The organism is Acinetobacter sp. ANC 4216, from assembly GCF_004331195.1.
GTDB classification, from domain to species: domain Bacteria; phylum Pseudomonadota; class Gammaproteobacteria; order Pseudomonadales; family Moraxellaceae; genus Acinetobacter; species Acinetobacter kookii.
In genome coordinates, this window is record NZ_SJOC01000011.1 from 110,252 (window position 1) to 129,923 (window position 19,672).

A 19,672-nucleotide genomic window follows, 5' to 3' on the forward strand; every position below is an offset into this window, starting at 1 on the left:
GCTTAAAAGTTCCCTCTACCTCTAGTCCATCCAGCATCCCTCAACCCAGCTGCTTTAAGCTGAATATTACTTACACCAGTTTTTTTCAATATTTAAGCGTACTCATAAAGCTTAACGCAGAAAACAGCCAGATAAACAAGACGAAACTGCGTCCCTGATTAAAATGATTCAGATCCGTACCATGCAAAATATTATGCCGGGTCATGCTCACGGTTGAACTGCTATCCATCTGGTATGCTGCAAGTTCGGAAAAATAAGGATTCAGCTCTGCTGCAATTTTTGATTTATGCCACAAGCTTTTAATTTCATTGCCCTTTAATCCGGGAACAATTTTATAAACATCGACAAACCTGGTGGCATTTTGTTTTAAAAAACCTGCCTCAATCAGTACATCAGTTAGGATTCCTTCAAGTTGTGCATACAGCATGGGAATACAGCCTGCATAAAAACCCAATTTATATAACTTGAATGCTTCCAGAAGCACGAGGCGACGCTGTGCTTTATGTTCTGCAATGTTTAAGGCATCAAAAGCTTTGAGCATTTCTGACTGAAAGTTTTCCGATTTGACCACATCCAGTAAATTAAATTTTTCGATATCTTCAAACTGATGAACCGCTTGCCAGAAATACAGCAGGTTTAGAGCATCGTTGGCAACTTTCGCCCCCAGGGGCTGATCAAGTTCTTCTGCCAGTACCTGGAAATACGGTTCCTGCTCGGCTAAGCCCAATAATGTTTTGATAAGAAAAGCATGTTCATCTGCCGAGATCTCTTCCAGATACTGTTCGGCTTCTTTCAAGATTTGATTGCCCATTTGCACTTTATTCTGCTGATTTTGCTGAATACGCGTTACAGGTGGGTCGTAATCAAAATCATCCTGGTCAATCATGGTCTTTACTCTTGGCAGATTGCTTTAAGTGCCTATTATCACAGGTATTCATTACAGCACATAGCGTTATAAAATAAATACTATGAGGTTGATTGAATCCCAAACGAGATTCAATCAACCCTAACCACCCAATCACAGTCCGCCCGATTTAGACTTTGCCCAATTTGCAGATGGAGCATATTCGGATGCCATCCGGACCATTTTCAATTTTTTGGCCGTTCTAGCCCCTTCAACCATGCCCTGAATGAAGTATCTTTAAAATTGAAACCCTTATTGATGATTTTTATTCTGGTCAGACTTGTGTTGCTCAGATTGATGGGTGTTATCTTGATCCTTTTTGGCGTCAGCTTTGTTGTTGGTGTGAGCTGAGTTCTGGTCTTTATCCTGATTGTCCTTGGACGAAGAATCCTGATCCTGTTTTTTCGACTCACCAGACTGAGACAGATCTTCTCCTTTCATTTTACTCATTGTATCCGTCGCCATCTGTCTCAGTTCACCCAGTTTGACAGAGGCTTCATTGACCAACTCCATAATCTTCTGTTTGGTGTCTTCAAACTTGTGCAGGGCCTCATCTTTTAAATGTGCCATACGGTCCTGCTGATCTGACTGATTTGCCGATTTATCTTCCGATGTATGATCCGCTTTAGCCTTTTTCGTGTCACCCGAACCCTGTTCACCATTTTGCTGGCTGTCTGACTTGCCATTTTTTAGCTCATTCAGAATCTTTTCAGCTTTTTTCAGCAGATCCTCACCAATCGCAATTGCCTTCGCTTTTAAGTCATCCATCTTAATGCTTTCAGTTTTTTGATCTGACTTGCCAGACTGAGCTTGTTTAGAATTATCTTTCTGGTCTGCATGTTCGCCACCTAGCTGAGTGCCTTGCCTAGCTTCGGACTTTTCATCAGTATTGTGCTTCTGGGCTTCTAGAACTTCCTGATTATGCTTTTTATCGATCTCGTTCTGCTTTTGCTCTTTTTCCACTTGCTCATTCAGTTCTCGTGCATGTTGTTCTTTATCTGAGTTTTGCTTCGAAGTACTTGTCTGGTTATTCTGAGTCATGAGTACCCTCCTGAGGTGTCATAAAATGATCAGACAATTTTTTAGCACAAAGCATGCACCCAAACGGACGAATTAAGTAAACTGCAACAAAGCCTGTACATGTTGTTGCTATTGATTGCAGAAAGTAGCGTTAACTTACCTCGATCAATTGTTTAATCGTCGCGCATCGGATGATACCGAATGCTGTATTTGAAAATTCAGGTCGCTTTATTGATTGCGCTTCAGCTAAAGCATTTCTTTGTAATCCCCTCTGCATCATGTAAAATTATGGCCCATTGCATAATGAATACGAATGAGAGAGTGAATCCGTGCGTAAAATCCTAGTCACCAATGCCCTTCCTTACGCCAATGGCCCGATTCATATGGGTCACTTACTCGGTTATATCCAGGCTGATATATGGGTACGTGCGATGCGTGCAATGGGTCATGACGTGACTTATGTCTGCGCGGATGATGCTCACGGTACAGCCATCATGCTGCGTGCAGAAGCCAACGGTATTTCGCCTGAAGCGCAAATCGCCAATGTACAAAAAGAACATGAGCGTGACTTTGCCGGCTTTAAGGTTGACTTTGACCACTACGATTCAACCCATAGCAACACCAACCGTGCCCGTGCTTCTGAAATTTATGTGAAAAACCGTGAAGCAGGCAATATTGCGGTTCGCCCTGTCACCCAGTTATTTGACCCTGAAAAAGGCATGTTCCTGTCAGACCGTTTCATTAAAGGCACCTGCCCGAAATGTAAAGCGGAAGACCAATACGGCGACTCATGTGAAGTCTGCGGTACAACCTACAACGCAACAGAATTACTCAATCCGAAATCGACTTTAAGTGGTGCGACGCCTGTAGAGAAGTCTTCAGATCACTACTTCTTCAAGCTGCCTAATTTTGGTGAATACCTGCAAAAATGGACTCGTGACGAAGGCCGCCTGCCTGTGTCGATTGCCAACAAGCTGGATGAATGGTTTGAAGCAGGTTTGTCGGACTGGGATATTTCCCGTGATGCGCCTTACTTCGGTTTTGAAATTCCGGATGCGCCAAACAAATACTTCTACGTTTGGGTCGATGCGCCAATTGGCTATATGTCGAGCTTTGAAAACTACATCAAGACCAAACGTCCTGATTTGAGCTTTGACGATTACTGGAAAAAAGATTCGAAAAACGAAGTCTATCACTTCATTGGTAAAGACATTGTTTACTTCCATGCACTGTTTTGGCCTGCAATGCTTGAAGGTGCAAACTACCGTACGCCATCAGGCTTATTTGTGAATGGTTTCCTGACTGTAAACGGTCAGAAGATGTCGAAATCTCGCGGTACCTTCATTAAAGCTGAAACCTATTTACAGCACTTGAACCCTGAATACCTACGTTACTACTTTGCATCTAAACTTTCGGATAAAGTTGAAGATTCTGACTTGAACCTTGATGATTTCGTTCAGAAAGTAAACTCTGACCTGGTCGGTAAAGTGGTCAACATTGCCAGCCGCTGTGCGAAATTTATCAACACCAAGTTTGAGAACAAATTATCTGCAACCTGTGCAGAACCTGAACTGGTACAAAGCTTTATTGATGCGGGTGCTTCAATTGCGTCTCAATATGAAGCGCGTGAATTCTCAGCGGCGATTCGTGAAATCATGGCGCTTGCCGACAAAGCCAACCAGTACATTGATGAGAAAAAACCTTGGGCACTGGCGAAAATTGAAGGTGAAGAACAACAGGTACATGATGTATGTTCTGTTGGTATTAACCTGTTCCGTCAATTGGCGGTTTATTTAGCCCCTGTACTACCAACTTTGGCTGAACAGGTTCAAGCCTTCTTGCAGTTAGATGCTTTCGATTTCGCTTCTCGTGAAACAATTCTAGTCGGTCATGAAATTGCATTGTTCCAACCGTTGATGCAACGTGTTGACCCGAAAGCGGTTGCTGCAATGGTGGATGCATCTAAAGATTCTTTAGCTGCCCCTGCTGAAGCACCAAAAGCGGAAAAGAAAAAAGAGAAGAAAGCTGAAAAGAAACCTGAACCTAAAGTCGGTGAAGCTGAAATCATTAATATTGATGATTTTATGAAAGTTGACCTACGTGTGGCTGAAGTTCTTGAAGCTGCAACGGTTGAAGGTTCTGACAAGCTTCTTCAATTGACTTTAAATGTTGGCGAAGCAGAACCACGTAATGTATTTAGCGGTATTCGTGAGTTCTATAAGCCAGAAGACCTTAAAGGCAAATTGGTGGTGATGGTGGCTAACCTTGCTCCACGTAAGATGCGTTTTGGTATTTCAAACGGTATGGTTTTAGCTGCGGGTAACGGCGACGGCGTTTGGGTGATTTCACCTGAATCTGGTGCTAAACCGGGTGATAAAGTGTCTTAAGATTTCGGTCGAAAGATAAGAAAAAGCCTCTACGTTGTAGGGGCTTTTTTATTGCTCTTATATTACCCTCACCCCAACCCTCTCCCACAGGGAGAGGGAGTATTCATTAGAGAATTTTTATAGAAAGATAGTCCGCGATATTCCCTCTCCTTTTAGGAGAGGGTTAGGGAGAGGTTTTTTTAGACACTTATAAAAAGCCCTGCTATATTTTAGTGGGGCTTTTTTATACAAGTTATTTTAATGAAACTAGAACTAAAAGAAATTAATGAAGCTATAAATGCTATTTCTAATTCTATTGATATTGGTGAATGGGCTGAGGCATTAGTAGGTTCTGAAATAATACTCAGCGAATTAAAAAAATATGAAATATCTGAAACTTCATTGCATCTACTTTTTAATCTAGCTGGTCAATTTATAGATGTAGGTTCATATTTAAAAAACAAAGAAGCAGTCTTGAAAGGGATTAAAATTCTCGAAAAACATCAGCCTCACTACGAGAAAAAATTTAATGATCATTTCTTTTACAATTTGGCAAATGCAAAACTTAGCATTGCAAATGATTTTGGATATAAAGATGACTTATTAAGCTATGAAGATAGCAAATTATATAGTGAAGCAAAAAATCTTTATTGGCAAAATTTCAAAAAAATTACTAAAGATACAGATACGGGTATTTATTATCAAAATTTAATAAATCTAGCGAACACTCTAAAACAACAATATCGTTTCTCTGAAGCGATGTTTATATATGACAAAATAGCTTTAACAAATTTGGATTATCCTGAAGCATTTATAAATAGAAGTACATGCTTAGAAAAATTTCATACACTACTCGGTCACTCTAGTGCAAAAATGGTCATTGAAATAATAAATGGATATGAATTTGCCTATTCCTCTTCATTTACCCCTCCTTTTTATAAACCATATTACTTAGATAGAATTAAATTTCTAAAGGCTCAATTAAATGATGTTGATATCGATAATGATAGCAATATAAATCATACTGAGTTCTTACAGATGTCTGAATTTAGACAATGGTGTATTAAAGAAAATTTAACGCTTAACATTCATGGTATGTATTGTTCATGTATAGCCAATGAGCGAGACAATTTGACATTGCTTGAAGGGATCATTTCTTCTCAAAATATTCTTCAATATGAACAATACTTAAATCGTATTAAAGCTGAGTTTTCATTAATTCGTGTTCTTTACTATGAAGCTACATTTAGTGAAAGCTCTAAACTAGATTTTGAAAGTTGTTACTCAGAATTAAATGATCAAGAGATCATTAACATAAGATCTGAAAAATTAAGAACTTGTTTTAGATTATGCTTTTCGATACTAGATAAGTTAGCAATTTTTCTTTGCCAATATTTCGGATTAACAATTAATAAAAATACGGCTTTTAATAATTTTTGGCATACAAACAAATTAAAACTTGAAGAAAAAGAAAATTTTGCTTTGATTGCGATTAATAGTCTTATATACGATCTGAATGAAAAAAATGGGCAATTTGGATTTTATAAAATTTGGCGAAACTCGCTAGAGCATCATATTTTATTTTTAGTTCCTGATTCATTTAAACTCTCTAATGATTCGACACATACTTATGTAAAGATCAGCGAGTTTGAAAGTAGTCTTCAGAATTTACTTCAATTTACTAGATCTGCTATTTTTTCAACTGTATTCGCTATCGTCGAAGATTTACGCCAAACACAACCTAAAGATCACGTAAACGCAATGAGTATTACCATACATAAAAAAGATTTTAATCAGATTTACTAAGCAGTTAAGCTCTTTATTTAAAGAAAAGATAACTAATTTGTGAATAAAAAAAGTATTTAATCACATGACATCACGACATGGATGTCGCCCGTTCGTTAGGGGCACACGGACGTGCCCTCTAACGAACAAAGGGGTTTTGTTACTTTTGCCCCGACAAAAGTAAGGCTAAATTTTCTAAATATCAAAAACCCTCACCCAGACCCTCTCCCATAGGGAAAGGGAGCTTTCAACTAGTTTTAAAATTCCACAATAAATATGATAAAAAAGAAGCAGTCCTCTAAAACTTAAAAGAAACCTATGAAAAATTTAACCCCCCTATTCCTCGCATTCGTCCTAAGCACCACAGCCATCACAACTCAAGCAGTTGAACCCACGACCATTCCAACGCAAAAACAAGTGGCTGGCTACTACCATCACCAAATCGGCAATACCCAAATCACCGCCCTACTCGATGGCACCAACTACCTCAACCCATCCATGTTTAAAGGCTTAAGTGACAGCGAAAAAAGCGACATCCTAAAAAAATATGCTGCTATAAATGACAAAGGCGTTCAAACCTCAGTCAATGCCTTTCTCATCAATACAGGCAAGCAACTGCTCATGGTCGACAGCGGTGCAGCCAGCTGCTTTGGTGCACATCTAGGTTCAATCTATAACAACCTCAAAGCCTCAGGCTACAAACCTGAACAAGTAAATGACATCTTCCTCACCCACTTACACCCTGACCATGTCTGCGGCATTTCCAACAATGGCGTAGCGAATTATCCAAATGCCACGTTGCACATTGCCAAGACCGAATATGACTACTGGCTGAGTCCAAACACAGTCAAGAAACTGCCAAAAGACAAACAGGCAGGCTTCCTAGGCACAGTTGCAAAAATTAAAGCGGCTTTAGCTCCATATGAAAAAGCCAAAAAAGTGAAGGTATTCTCGGACAAATCATTGGCATTGGGTGGAATCGAATTTAAGCCTTCTTTCGGACATACCCCGGGGCATTACAGCTTTAAACTCAAAGCTGATGGTCAGGAAGTCGTGTTTATTGGCGACATCGTGCATTCACACACTTTGCAGTTTGACCGCCCTGAAACCGCGATTGAATTTGATACTGATCCCAAAGCAGCGGTACAGACACGTTTAAAACACTTTGCCGAATATGCCAAAGACGGTCAGCTGATTGCTGCCCCGCATTTACCTTTCCCGGGTCTTGGGCATATCTATTCAAAAGATGGGAAAAGCTACCAGTGGATTCCAGTACATTTTAAGGATTGATAAAAGATGTATAAAAATAATCCCCTCAATACAGGGGATTATTTTTTAATGAACTGCTAAGACCTAAACCGTGATTTTCGCTTCATCGGCAACAAAACGTTTGCGTCCGGTCTGTTTGGCTTTAAACAGGTTTTTATCAACCATATTTAAAAAGTGTATTTTGTCATCTTTTTCTGTAGGACAAATACATTTCACCCCCAGACTTAAACTGACATTTTCTGAAATGGGAGATGCCCGATGAGGGAGATTTGCCTGATTCATCATACGAAGGATATTGTCTGCAATTTGAATCGCCCCCTCTAAATTCGTTTCTGGCAATACAATCGCAAATTCCTCGCCCCCATAACGTGCCACCAGGTCACGTGGACGTACACAGCAGCTTTCCAGCATCTGTGCAATCTGCTTGATACAGGCATCACCTATAATATGCCCATTAAAATCATTGTATTGTTTAAAGAAATCGATATCGATCAAAATGACCGACAGGGGCTTTTGTTCACGTATTGCGTTGTCCCATTCACGTGAATAGAAATCGTCAAATAAGCGTCGGTTGGCAATTTCAGTTAAACCGTCTTTATAGGAAAATTCTTCCAGCTTGCGGTGCAACGCTTTTAGTTCCTCTTCCTTTTTCTTGCGTTCAGAAATATCAAACATAAAGCCGACTAAACGTTCAACTTCACCATTTTCCTTGCGTACCACATGAACCACATCACGAATCCAGCAATATCCACCGCTTGCCTTTAGGGCACGATAGTCCGCTTCATGATCTATACCAGCGATGGATTGCGACACACAATAATTCAGGACATGATCACGATCATCCCGGTGCATACGGTCTGCCCAGTCCTGCACCGACTTCCAGGAACTCTGTTCCCAGCCCAGTAATTTTTCAATTTGAGGGCCAATATAGCTAAACTGTTTGGTGGCCCAGTCTATGCTCCAGGGTATCGCCAAAGTCGACTCTAATAATGTTTTATAAAACATGTCATTCGACAATTGCTGCTCATCAAACGGATTGTTCGACATAAGACTACTCTAATTTGAATGCACGAAAAATGTCTTCGCATGTTGTGGTTTTACCCTACACGACATTTCAATACGCGCTTGATGACTAACCGGCCTGAAACAGGCTCCCCCATAAAAACTGCTTTTTCACCACTGAACATTTTTACATTTCAAGATGATTATTTATTCTACAATTTCTCTCCAAGAAGAAACATCTATTTCTAGAGATTTGATTTATTTTCAAGGTAATTCCTATGTTCTGCATTTGGAACCACGTCCCTGTATTTTTCTAAAATTTTCAAAACAACACTCAGGATCAGATGATGAATAACATTGTTTACTTTGAAATCCAGTCTTCCAATCCAGCCAGAGACATCGATTTTTACCAGTCTGTTTTTGGCTGGAAATTTAGTAAGGTTGAAGGTTTGCCGATTGAGTATTATCAAATCCAAACTGAGAACATGTCTGGCGGTTTACTGAAACGCCCTGCAGAAATCCCTCCAACCCATTGTGGTACCAATGCTTATACCTGTTCTGTACTGGTTGAAAATTTCGATGAAGTCGCACAGAAAATTCTGAATGCAGGCGGTCAAATTGCCATGGACAAATTTGCCATTCCTGGGCGTTGCTGGCAGGGATATTTTCTTGACCCTGATCACAATACTTTTGGCCTGGTAGAAGCAGATGAAAATGCCCAATAAAAAAGCTTTAGAATTAAATCGATTAACATAAATTAAGCGACTACATCGACAATGAAAGGCAGAATAGGTGGCATGATTTATGATAATTTATAAGCTCATTTTATCCATTGTGATTTGGGGCATTCGTGGCTGTTCATTTTCTGCATACATCAGACTGGCATCTGGGACAATTCTTTTATAACCATTCACGCCAGTATGAACATGAACAGTTTTTAAGCTGGCTGCTTCAACAAATCCAGCAGAAACAGCCCCATGCATTACTGATCGCCGGTGATATTTTTGATGTCATCAATCCTGCATCCAGCGCGCAAAAACAGCTTTATCAATTCTTGGCCGATGCCCATGCCCTTGCCCCGCATATGCAAACCCTGATGATTGCCGGTAACCATGACTCGGGCTATCGTATTGAACAGGTCGAGCCCTTACTGGAAAAATACAATGCCAGAACCGTCGGCGTAGTTCATAAAAATGAGGATGGTCAGATTAATTTAGACCGGTTGCTGGTTCCGATTTATGATCAACAGAAACACATTGTGGCCTGGTGTTTGGCGCTGCCCTTTTTACGTCCGGCAGAAATTACTGGTTTTAATGAACACACCACCAATAGTCAAAATGCGATTGCTTATTTGCACCAGCAACTGATTGCAGAAGCCAAAAAACGTAAAATGGATGATCAGGCGCTTATTCTGATGTCACATGCGCATATGCAAGGCGGTGAAACATCCGACTCGGAACGCCCGATTATTATTGGCAATGAAGAAGCCTTATCGACAGCATTATTTGATGACTGTATTGATTATGTCGCGCTGGGGCATTTGCACAAACCGCAAAAAGTCCAGCATCCCCATATCCGTTATAGCGGTTCGCCTATTCCTTTGTCTTTTAGCGAGATTCAATATAAGCATCAGATTGTAGAGGTGCAGATTGATCCGTTAAAGCAGGATGAATCACGCTTTCAGTTTGAAGCGATTGCCATCCCGCGCTGCATTCAGCTGCATAAAATTCGTGGCGAGCTGAATGAAGTGATGCAAAAACTCAAAACCTTGCCCGAAGGTGAAATTGAACAGATTGATCAGCGTGAATATGTGGATATTGAATATCACACCCTGACGCCGCCCTTGCCCAATTTAAGACAACAGTTTGAAGAAGCGCTGCCTAAAAACCGCTATCGTCTGGTGCGAATTTCACGGCAATATTTATCGGCGGAAAATGATAATTCAACAATTGCAAAAATCTGCCTGGAACCGCCAACCCCGGAAAAACTGTTTCAGCAGATCTGGGAAAAGCAGGGCTATAGCAATGATGAAACCGTCTTGAACGATTTTATGAGTCTGATGCACGAAGCACAAAAATCACTTGAAGAACAACAAATACGCTAAGAACTGTCCATGAAAATTTTATCCATTCGTATAAAAAATTTAGCTTCCCTTTCAGGTGAGCATTTTATTGATTTTGAAAGTGAACCTTTGGCCAGTGCGGGCCTGATTGCCATTGTCGGCAAAACTGGTGCCGGGAAATCCACCATTTTGGATGCCATGTGTCTGGCACTGTTCAACAAGATTCCGCGTTTAAAAGACAGCGACGGAAAATTGCAGGATGTGGATGGTTCAGAGTTACTGACCAACTCGCCTTTGACGGTTTTGCGCCGGGGCACCGCGCATGGCTTTGCCGAAGTCTGCTTTGTCGCGCAGGACCAGAAACGCTATCTTGCGCGCTGGGAGCTGAAACGTTCACGTGAAAAAGTCGATGGCAAACTGCAAAGTGTACAGCGGTATTTAAAATGCCTGACCGATGGCGTGGTGATTGCCGATAAAGCCAAAGCCGTCGATGCGCATATTCATCAAATCTGCCAGCTCAGTTTTGAGCAATTTACCCGTGCGGTGTTATTGGCTCAATCGGAAGTGACGGCGTTTTTAAAAGCCCGCGATAATGAACGCGGTGAACTGCTGGAATATCTGACCAATTCCAGTATTTTTGGCAAAATTGGCCAGCTGGCCTATGAAAAAACCAAACAGATTGCCAACCAGCGTAAAGAAATAGAGAACATTCTCGGACACATTGAAATTTTATCTGAAGAAGAAATTACTGAATTAACCCATCAATTTCAGCAGGCGAATCAGGCATATCAACAGCTGGAACATGAAAAAGCACAACTGGAAAAACAGCAGCAATGGTTTGAGCGCAAGCAAAAACTGGACAGTGAAATTATTCACAAGCAGCAGGCTTATGAGCAGCAAAAACAGCTTCAGCAAAATCTGGCGCCCGAACAGGACCGTTTAAACCGCCTGCAAATATTTTCCAGCATTCGCCCGGTTGTTTTTCAGCAGCAGCAGTTATTCAAAGCCCAGCAGCAACTGGAACCGCAAATTCAGTCTACTCAAAACAGTTTTGATGGATTAAGCCATCAGTTTGAAGCCGAAAAAGTCAAATATATTCAAGCTGAAACAGATTTGAATAGTTTGCAGCAATTTGAACAGCAACATCATGACGCTCTGCTACAGGTGCGTCAATGCGTGCAGGAACGGGATTTTATTGGCGAAGAATACAAAAAGATTAAAGCCCGTTCGCTCCAGCTGGAACATCAGCAAAAACCCTTACTGGACCAACAGCAAAAGATTGAATTGCAGATTCAGCAGCTTGTGCAGCAACAAAGCCAGCTTCACCAGCAACTGCAACAAAGCCAGCAATTTTCCAGTTTGGATAAAGGCTTAAATGCACATATCCAGCAATTAAGCCAGTTTATTGTGCAATATCAAAATATTGAAAATAGTCTGGGGCAGATCAGTACAGCTGAAACCAGACTTGCCGAAAACAAGGCTGAATTAGATCGGTTGATTGCCCAATTTGGTCCGGCTGAACAGATTGAAATCCGGCTGGAACAACAGCGCCAGTCACGTGAACAGAAACTGGTACAACTCAATCAGTTCGGCTTTATACAGCAGAAACTGAAAGATTATTTTGAGCTGCAAACCGGGTCCCATCAATTGAATGCTAAGCTGGCTCAACTCAACAGCCAGGCTCGGCAAGCTGAAAAAATCGCTCAACAGGCAGAGCAAACTTTTCAAACGGCCAAAGCTGAACGGATTCAGTTGCAGCAGATTTTACAGCAACAACAACTGCTGCATGCTGAAAATATTGAACATTTACGCATGCAGCTTAAAGCCGGAGAAGCCTGCCTGGTGTGTGGCAGCACCTCACATCCTTACCGTCAGGATGAAACCCTGGTCTCCAAAGCCCTGTTTGAACTGCAACAGCAGCAGGAACAGCAGGCCTTGGGCAAGGAACAGGACTGCTTTAATGACTGGCAGTCAACGCAGCAAAACCTCGCCACCCTGCAAGCAGAGTTGACCCAGACCACCCACACCCACCAGCAAATGCTGGAAAAATTGTCAAGCTTCAAGAATGCACTGGCTCAGCAACTGCATCAGGTAAACATACAGCTGGACCTGGAGCAATCTCACGATCAAATGACTGCCGAGATGACGCAGTACCTTGAGCAGCTTAGACAGGACATTTCGGCTATTGAGCATCAGCTGGAAAACTTAAGCCAAAATTCCAAAGCCCAGCAGCAACTGATTCAGGCCATCAGCAGTACTGAACATCAAATTACATCCGCAAAACATTTGCAGCAGCAAGTTCAGCATATCCGGAACTGTCTTACTGCAACCGAACAGCAGACCTGGCAGCAGCACAGTACCCCATTTGCCGAGCAGACCTTAACACGCTTAAATGTGCGTGCCTTGCAGTTAGAGCAGTTAGATGCATTCACCAAACAGCTGGATCAGCAAAAGCAGCAGCTCAGCATATCCAACACCCATCAGCAAAATCTCGATCAGCAACTGCTGGATACACAGCAGGCATTACAAGAGATTGCCTTAAAGGGACAACACAATACCGATACAGCCAATCAGCTCATTCATGGCATGACCGGATTAACCGGGCTCAAGCCGAATGAATGGCTGGCAGAACACGATACTAAGCGTCAGCAGCTGCAGCAGAATTATCATCAATTAAAACAAAGCTTTGAGAAGTTACGCCTTGACTATGAAAAGCAAAAAAGCGAACTGGAACAGCTTAAGGCTCAGCATCAGCAAAACCTGAAAGCCTCCGGTCAATGCCAGACTGAAATTGAACACTGGTTAACACAACATGCAGATTTTAGTCATGATGACCTGGCAGACTTGATTCAGATCAATGCCGAGCAAGAGCAGCAGATGCGTAGCAAACTGCACAATGCCGAACGCCTGCTCAATGAAGCCGCCTCTGCCCTGAAGACCATGCAGGAACAGTATGCAGAACATCTTTTGCAAATGCCGGACATGCAGTTTGAACAGCTCGCGCAATTGATCAGCGTGAATCTGGAGGCCTTAAAGGCCCAGCTGGAAACCCGTGACCAGTTAAAACTGAAACTTGAACTGCATCAGCGTAATCTCATCAAGCAACAGCAATATGCCAATCAGATCCAGAGAATCCAGCAGGAGGAACACCGCTGGGGCAAAATTTCAGGACTGATGGGCGATGCCAGCGGCAAGAAATTCCGCGATTATGCCCAGCAATACAATCTGGATATTTTAATTGAACATGCCAACCAGCAACTGGCGATGCTGTCCCAACGCTATACCTTGAAACGTCTGGATCACTCCTTGAGTCTGGCAATTATTGACCATGACATGGATGGCGAAACACGTTCCGTCGCCTCACTTTCAGGAGGAGAATCCTTCCTGACCGCCCTTGCCTTATCCCTGGCGATTGCCAACATGGCTTCAGGTTCGATGAAAATTGAATCCCTGTTTATTGATGAAGGTTTTGGCACGCTAGATGCCTCATCTTTATACATGGTGATGAATGCCCTGGATCAATTGCAAAATCAGGGCCGTAAAGTGGTGTTGATCTCGCACATTCAGGAAATGCACGAACGCATTCCGGTACAGATTCAGGTCAAGCCTCTGGGAGCAGGTGCAAGCACGATTGAAGTCATTGGCTAATGACTTCAATTAAATCCACTTCTTTTTCAATGGATGAGGAGACTGCTCTGCAAGGGAGAATTGATTTAAAGTTACGCCTGTTTAGAATAATCTCGTGCCCCAAATAACGCCGTTCCAACACGAACCATGGTCGAGCCTGCGGCGATCGCCTCATTCATATCCCCCGACATGCCCATACTCAAAGTATCCCAGTCTTCAGGATGAGCATGTTCAGTTTTTACATTTTCAAACAAGGCTTTGGCATCGCTAAATGCTTGCGGATTATTCGGTGCGGGAATCACCATCAGACCACGCAATTTTAAATGCGGTAGCTGGCTGATGCTTTTAACCAGCTCAGCCACTTCATTCGGCTGACAGCCATCTTTCGTGTCCTGCGCATCAATATTGACCTGCAAACAGATATTCAGTGGTGCCTGATTCGCCTCACGCTGATTCGACAAGCGCTCTGCAATAATCAGACGGTCTACCCCATGTACCCAGGCAAACTTTTCTGCCAGATGCTTGGTCTTGTTGCGCTGCACATGACCAATAAAATGCCATTCAATATCCAGATCACCCAAAGACTCCATTTTATCCAAGGCTTCCTGTAAATAATTTTCCCCAAATGCACGTTGTCCGGTCTGGTACATTTCGCGCAAAGACTCACTTGGATGGGTCTTTGAAACAGCCAGCAACTGTACGCTTTCCACATTGCGCCGGGCATGTTTACAGGCATCTTCTATTTGCTGTATAACTTGATTTCGTGACTGTTGAAGACTATTCATTGACGAGGTTCTCATTTCATTCATCTTTTTTTGCCTTCCCTTGCAACTAACTGTTGGTTAAGCTTTGGGAAAGCCTTATTATTCTATCAAAATAAATAACATTTAAATGAACTCGGGAAAATTATGGATATCACTGAACTTTTAGCGTTTTCAGCTAAAAACGGGGCATCAGATTTACACTTATCTGCGGGGATGCCGCCACTGATCCGTGTCGATGGTGAAGTCCGCCGTATTAACTTGCCAGCTTTGGAACATAAAGAAGTACACAAACTTGTGTATGACATTATGAACGACAAACAGCGTCGTGATTTTGAAGAAAAGCTAGAAACCGACTTTTCATTTGAAGTTCCAGGGGTAGCCCGTTTCCGTGTGAACGCATTTAACCAGAACCGCGGTGCAGGTGCCGTGTTCCGTACCATTCCTTCAAAAGTACTGACAATTGAAGATCTGGGCATGGGTCAAATCTTTAAAGATATCTGTAATTACCCGCGCGGTATCGTCTTGGTGACTGGACCGACAGGTTCGGGTAAATCCACCACCCTGGCGGCCATGATCGACTATATTAACGATCAGCGTTATGACCATATTCTGACTGTAGAAGACCCGATCGAATTTGTACACGAATCCAAAAAATGCCTGGTCAACCAGCGTGAAGTACATCGTGATACCCATGGCTTTAACGAAGCACTTCGTTCAGCACTGCGTGAAGACCCGGATATTATCCTGGTCGGTGAGATGCGTGACCTTGAAACCATCCGTTTGGCACTGACTGCCGCTGAAACAGGTCACCTGGTGTTCGGTACACTGCATACCACCTCTGCGGCAAAAACCATTGACCGTGTGATTGACGTATTCCCGGCCGAAGAAAAAGACATGGTACGTGCCATGCTGTCTGAATCCTTACAAGCCGTGATCTCGCAAACCCTGCTCAAGAAAAATGGCGGTGGTCGTGTCGCTGCACACGAAATCATGATTGGTATTCCAGCCATCCGTAACCTGATCCGTGAAAACAAAGTGGCGCAAATGTATTCTGCCATTCAAACCGGTGCCAACTACGGTATGACCACGCTTGATCAAAGTTTAAAAACCCTGGTTGCAAAAGGTGTGATCAGTGCGCAAACTGCCCGCACAATGGCAAAACAGCCAGAATCATTCTTATAATTTGAAAACGGATTGGGGTTCTTATTATGGATTTTAATGACTTGCTCAATTTGATGATTCAACAGAAGGCATCGGACTTGTTTATTACGGCCGATGTTGAACCATCCATGAAAATTAATGGTCAGATTGTGCCCATCGCCAAAACCAAACTGACTGGTGAAATTGTGGGACAGCTTTTAAACTCGATTATGAGTGATAAGCAGCGTAAAGAATTTGCTGAAACTCACGAATGTAACTTTGCCATCAGTAACCGCGACAAAACTGCCCGTTTCCGTGTCAGTGCATTTCAACAACGCGATGAACCCGGTATGGTATTGCGTCGTATCGAAACCGTCATTCCGACCATGGAACAGCTGAAATTACCACCGATTCTGAAAGAACTAGCGATGACCAAGCGCGGTATCATCATGTTTGTGGGCGGAACCGGTACCGGTAAATCGACCTCCTTGGCTTCTATTATTGGATACCGTAATCAGAACTCCAAGGGTCATATTATTACCATTGAAGACCCGATTGAATTTATCCATGAACATGCAGGCTGTATCATTACCCAGCGTGAAGTGGGCATCGATACTGACTCTTTTGAAGTAGCCTTGAAAAACACACTGCGTCAGGCACCAGACGTGATCCTGATTGGTGAGATCCGTTCGCGCGAAACTATGGATTATGCGATTGCCTTTGCCGAAACCGGCCATCTGGTCTTTGCCACCCTGCATGCTAACAACGCCAACCAGGCACTAGACCGGATTATTCACTTCTTTGAAGCAGACCGGCATAACCAGTTGTTTATGGATTTGTCTTTAAACATGAAAGCGATTGTGGCCCAGCAACTGATTCCAACGCTGGATGGCACTGGACGCCGTGCTGCAATTGAAATCCTGATCAACTCGCCTTTAATTTCAGACCTAATCCGTAAAGGTGATGTGCATGAAATTAAAGACCTGATGAAACGTTCACGTGAACTGGGCATGCAAACCTTTGACCAGGCCCTGTTTGACTTGTACAAAGCCAAGCAAATTAGCTATAAAGATGCGCTTAAGCATGCCGACTCACCAAACGATCTGCGCTTGCAAATCAAGTTGTCGGAAGAAGGCGGCGATCGCTTAATGCGCGCCAGTTCGAATATTACTTTCGATGGTCAGGCTTAAGGCCCAGATTAAGATGCAAAAAAAACAGGCTTCAAATAAGCCTGTTTTTTTAACTGATTCCAAGTCAGTATTATTTTTTACGTAATGCATCCTGGCATTCCGTTGCATCACAATAACCATACAAATTTAGAGAGTGACCAGTTAAAGTAAAGCCAAATTTTTCAGCCACTTCATGTTGTTCATGTTCAATCACGTCATTGGTGAATTCGACCACTTTATTGCAATTCTGGCAGACAATATGATCGTGATGATCTTCTTGCATAATTTCGAAAACTGAATGATTATTTTCAAAATGATGACGCTGGATAATGCCTGCAGCTTCAAACTGCGTTAACACGCGATACACAGTTGCTAAACCGACATCTTCACCCTGTTCAAGTAGAGTCTTATAAATATCTTCTGCGCTTAAATGATGTTGTCTTGAATTTTCTAATAATTCCAATATTTTTATTCGTGGAAGCGTAACTTTAAGTCCAGCTTTGCGTAAATCTTGATTTGAAATAGGCATGTAAAAGGGTCTCTCAACAAATTTAAAGTTGGAATATGCAACAAAGTTAAGATGCAGTATGATCTATCCTTGGATCAAATGCATCATAATTAATTTGGGATAGTGTAGCAAAATGCAAAAAATCATGTTGACGTTATTCGTCACTTCACTGCTCGCAGGCTGTTCGACCTTGGGCGTTTATAAAGTTGATATTCCTCAAGGAACACCATTAACTCAAGCACAAGCGTCAAAAATTCAAGTCGGTATGAGTCACCAACAAGTTCGCTTTTTGCTGGGTAGCCCTACAATAACAGATCCAATGAATCCTTTACGTTGGGACTACATTTATAACTATATACCAGGAACTTATGCGAAAAAAGCCAAGATTCCGGCAGCCCATGGTCAACATTTAAAAATTTACTTCGATCAAACCGGTACGGTGCAAAAGATTGAAGGTCTAGAAACCATTCCAGAATCTCAACCTGGCTTGCCCGGCTCAAAAGAAGCGATTTTAACTGCGCCACCACTATAGACACTTTAAAATAAAAATAAACCCCTCGTTGAGGGGTTTTTCTTATCACTTCAATTGTTTAAAGCGATTTCCACGACAATATCGCCCAACCGGGTTGGCTGCTGCACGTTTGCGTCGAATATCCTTCGGATTGATGATGAGCGGTCGATAAATCTCGACACGGTCACCGACTTGCAAGATGTGATGCAGATCTTTCAGGCGCACGCCAAAAATTCCCAGAGCGAGCGGTTCTGCCAAGTCAACCTGTGCCCGAATACCACTTTGTTCAATCGCCTCTAAAGCGGTCATGCCTTGCCGAAAAGGCAGCGCAATATGAAACTGTTGCTCCAGTGCCGCATAGGCGACCCAAACCTGTTGTAGCTCACTCATCAGAACAATTGCCCAATAATTGCAATCATCGCCAGGATAATCGAAACAGGTAACACCACACGTACGGCAATACGCCACAGGTTATAAAACAACTCATTGCTGAAATTCATCGCCTTACGCAGATGGCTAATCTTCATGATCCATCCGGCAAAAATGGCATAGATGAGACAGATCACTAAGCCCCAAAGCATCAATAGTGTATTAAAAATCGGGCTCATTGCAGGAATTGCCCAAACAAATACGGCAGCTAGAATAAGCAACCATTGAATCACGATATTCAACTGACGCTGCAACAGCTGTTCACGCGCCATTTGCAATAACAATGCCGCAGCACTCACGACAGCAACCACCAAAGCCAGGCTTGGGATTTGTGCATTAGCAGCAAAGAAAGCAAAAGCAATTACCGCAACTAACTGCGCGATCCAGATCGGCAATACGGTTTTGCTTGCCATATCTTGCTGTTGAACCGCAGGCAAACTAGTTTGCCAGTACAAGCCCATGCCTAAACCACTTGCCACCAGTGCCAGGACGGTTGCACTGCCCCACTCGCTAAATTCAACCGGTGTTACATGCCAAGACGGTAAAGGTGTTCCCATCACATTGGCCAGAATAAAAGCAGCAAAAACCCCAATCACCGTTAAAAGCAGAATAATTTTTCGCGGTGCAAATGAAACTAAAATAGCAACAACAGCCAGGGCTATAAATAAAAGATGCGGTGCAATTGCATTAGCGGCAAAATGTCCCAGCAGCTGGCTCGCATTCGACAACATGCCACCTGCCAGAAAAGGAATGAAGACTACGGCCAGCCAGCCCACAATACGCCATTTTTGCGAGGCATCCGCATCCCGGGTCAAGCTGGACAAGGCATTTAAAGCTGTTGTTTTAGAACGCTTTGCCAATGCAATTTCCAAATAGCAGATCGGCAAAGCCAAAATAAGCATAGTAGCTAACCATAACAGCCAAAAATCAAGCTGACGATCAAGCTGAATCCCTACAATCGGTGCTAAAGTGGCAATGATGATAAAAGATAAACAAAATGCCATCAGCGGTGATAGCCATCGTGACATCGCATTGTCCTGCATGATGCGTTCCTAAAAAAAGTCTTTCGCTATTTTGCCTTTCTCATAAGTGAAAATCAAAAAGAAAAAGCAAACC

General features: G+C 42.6%; 16 protein-coding genes. 9 read left to right on the forward strand and 7 right to left on the reverse strand.

Annotated elements, in window-relative coordinates; translation table 11 throughout:
- Positions 1 to 85: 85 nt before the first annotated feature.
- The gene (locus tag E0H88_RS10630; protein WP_131274140.1) at positions 86 to 886 is read right to left on the reverse strand and encodes a hypothetical protein; all 801 of its coding nucleotides are present in this window, start codon (positions 884 to 886) and stop codon (positions 86 to 88) included.
- Between the two features lie 270 nt (positions 887 to 1,156).
- A complete protein-coding gene (locus E0H88_RS10635) occupies positions 1,157 to 1,945 on the reverse strand; it encodes a hypothetical protein (RefSeq protein ID WP_131274141.1) in 789 nt (262 codons plus the stop codon).
- A gap of 308 nt (positions 1,946 to 2,253) precedes the next feature.
- Here E0H88_RS10635 and metG point away from each other — a divergent pair, with 308 nt between their 5' ends.
- The 3 genes from metG (at position 2,254) to E0H88_RS10650 (ending at position 7,365) form a co-directional block, all read left to right on the forward strand.
- On the forward strand, positions 2,254 to 4,311 hold the full coding sequence (gene metG, locus E0H88_RS10640) for a methionine--tRNA ligase (RefSeq protein ID WP_131274142.1): 2,058 nt from the start codon (positions 2,254 to 2,256) through the stop codon (positions 4,309 to 4,311).
- Between the two features lie 240 nt (positions 4,312 to 4,551).
- On the forward strand, positions 4,552 to 6,096 hold the full coding sequence (locus E0H88_RS10645; protein ID WP_131274143.1) for an LA2681 family HEPN domain-containing protein: 1,545 nt from the start codon (positions 4,552 to 4,554) through the stop codon (positions 6,094 to 6,096).
- A gap of 297 nt (positions 6,097 to 6,393) precedes the next feature.
- The gene (locus tag E0H88_RS10650) at positions 6,394 to 7,365 is read left to right on the forward strand and encodes an MBL fold metallo-hydrolase (protein WP_131274144.1); all 972 of its coding nucleotides are present in this window, start codon (positions 6,394 to 6,396) and stop codon (positions 7,363 to 7,365) included.
- Positions 7,366 to 7,428: 63 nt separating this feature from the next.
- Here E0H88_RS10650 and E0H88_RS10655 read toward each other — a convergent pair whose 3' ends face one another.
- Entirely contained in the window at positions 7,429 to 8,391 is a 963-nt protein-coding gene (locus E0H88_RS10655) for a diguanylate cyclase (protein WP_131274145.1), read from the reverse strand.
- Between the two features lie 302 nt (positions 8,392 to 8,693).
- Here E0H88_RS10655 and E0H88_RS10660 point away from each other — a divergent pair, with 302 nt between their 5' ends.
- From E0H88_RS10660 to E0H88_RS10670, 3 genes are all read left to right on the forward strand, one after another.
- A complete protein-coding gene (locus tag E0H88_RS10660; protein ID WP_131274146.1) occupies positions 8,694 to 9,071 on the forward strand; it encodes a VOC family protein in 378 nt (125 codons plus the stop codon).
- Between the two features lie 125 nt (positions 9,072 to 9,196).
- Positions 9,197 to 10,450, forward strand: a complete 1,254-nt coding sequence (locus E0H88_RS10665) for an exonuclease SbcCD subunit D C-terminal domain-containing protein (protein WP_131274147.1) — start codon at positions 9,197 to 9,199, stop codon at positions 10,448 to 10,450.
- 9 nt (positions 10,451 to 10,459) lie between these two features.
- Complete coding sequence (locus E0H88_RS10670; RefSeq protein WP_131274148.1) at positions 10,460 to 14,056, forward strand: AAA family ATPase; 3,597 nt, start codon at positions 10,460 to 10,462, stop codon at positions 14,054 to 14,056.
- A 71-nt stretch (positions 14,057 to 14,127) separates the two neighbouring features.
- On the opposite strand, the gene E0H88_RS10675 is transcribed toward E0H88_RS10670, so the two are convergent.
- Entirely contained in the window at positions 14,128 to 14,820 is a 693-nt protein-coding gene (locus E0H88_RS10675) for a YggS family pyridoxal phosphate-dependent enzyme (RefSeq protein WP_131274149.1), read from the reverse strand.
- A 123-nt stretch (positions 14,821 to 14,943) separates the two neighbouring features.
- Here E0H88_RS10675 and E0H88_RS10680 point away from each other — a divergent pair, with 123 nt between their 5' ends.
- Both E0H88_RS10680 and E0H88_RS10685 read left to right on the forward strand, forming a co-directional pair.
- Positions 14,944 to 15,981 (forward strand): type IV pilus twitching motility protein PilT, encoded by a 1,038-nt coding sequence (locus tag E0H88_RS10680; protein WP_086196416.1) that lies wholly within the window; start codon positions 14,944 to 14,946, stop codon positions 15,979 to 15,981.
- Between the two features lie 26 nt (positions 15,982 to 16,007).
- Complete coding sequence (locus tag E0H88_RS10685; RefSeq protein ID WP_131274150.1) at positions 16,008 to 17,129, forward strand: PilT/PilU family type 4a pilus ATPase; 1,122 nt, start codon at positions 16,008 to 16,010, stop codon at positions 17,127 to 17,129.
- 70 nt (positions 17,130 to 17,199) lie between these two features.
- On the opposite strand, the gene fur is transcribed toward E0H88_RS10685, so the two are convergent.
- Entirely contained in the window at positions 17,200 to 17,637 is a 438-nt protein-coding gene (fur, locus tag E0H88_RS10690) for a ferric iron uptake transcriptional regulator (RefSeq protein WP_131274151.1), read from the reverse strand.
- Positions 17,638 to 17,749: 112 nt separating this feature from the next.
- On the opposite strand from fur, the gene E0H88_RS10695 reads away from it, so the two are divergent.
- Positions 17,750 to 18,148, forward strand: a complete 399-nt coding sequence (locus E0H88_RS10695) for an outer membrane protein assembly factor BamE (protein ID WP_092819834.1) — start codon at positions 17,750 to 17,752, stop codon at positions 18,146 to 18,148.
- 45 nt (positions 18,149 to 18,193) lie between these two features.
- On the opposite strand, the gene E0H88_RS10700 is transcribed toward E0H88_RS10695, so the two are convergent.
- On the reverse strand, positions 18,194 to 18,517 hold the full coding sequence (locus E0H88_RS10700) for an RnfH family protein (RefSeq protein ID WP_092819835.1): 324 nt from the start codon (positions 18,515 to 18,517) through the stop codon (positions 18,194 to 18,196).
- Complete coding sequence (locus tag E0H88_RS10705) at positions 18,517 to 19,599, reverse strand: hypothetical protein (protein ID WP_131274152.1); 1,083 nt, start codon at positions 19,597 to 19,599, stop codon at positions 18,517 to 18,519. Before E0H88_RS10705 ends, E0H88_RS10700 begins: the two co-directional genes overlap by 1 nt.
- Between the last annotated feature and the right edge of the window lie 73 nt (positions 19,600 to 19,672).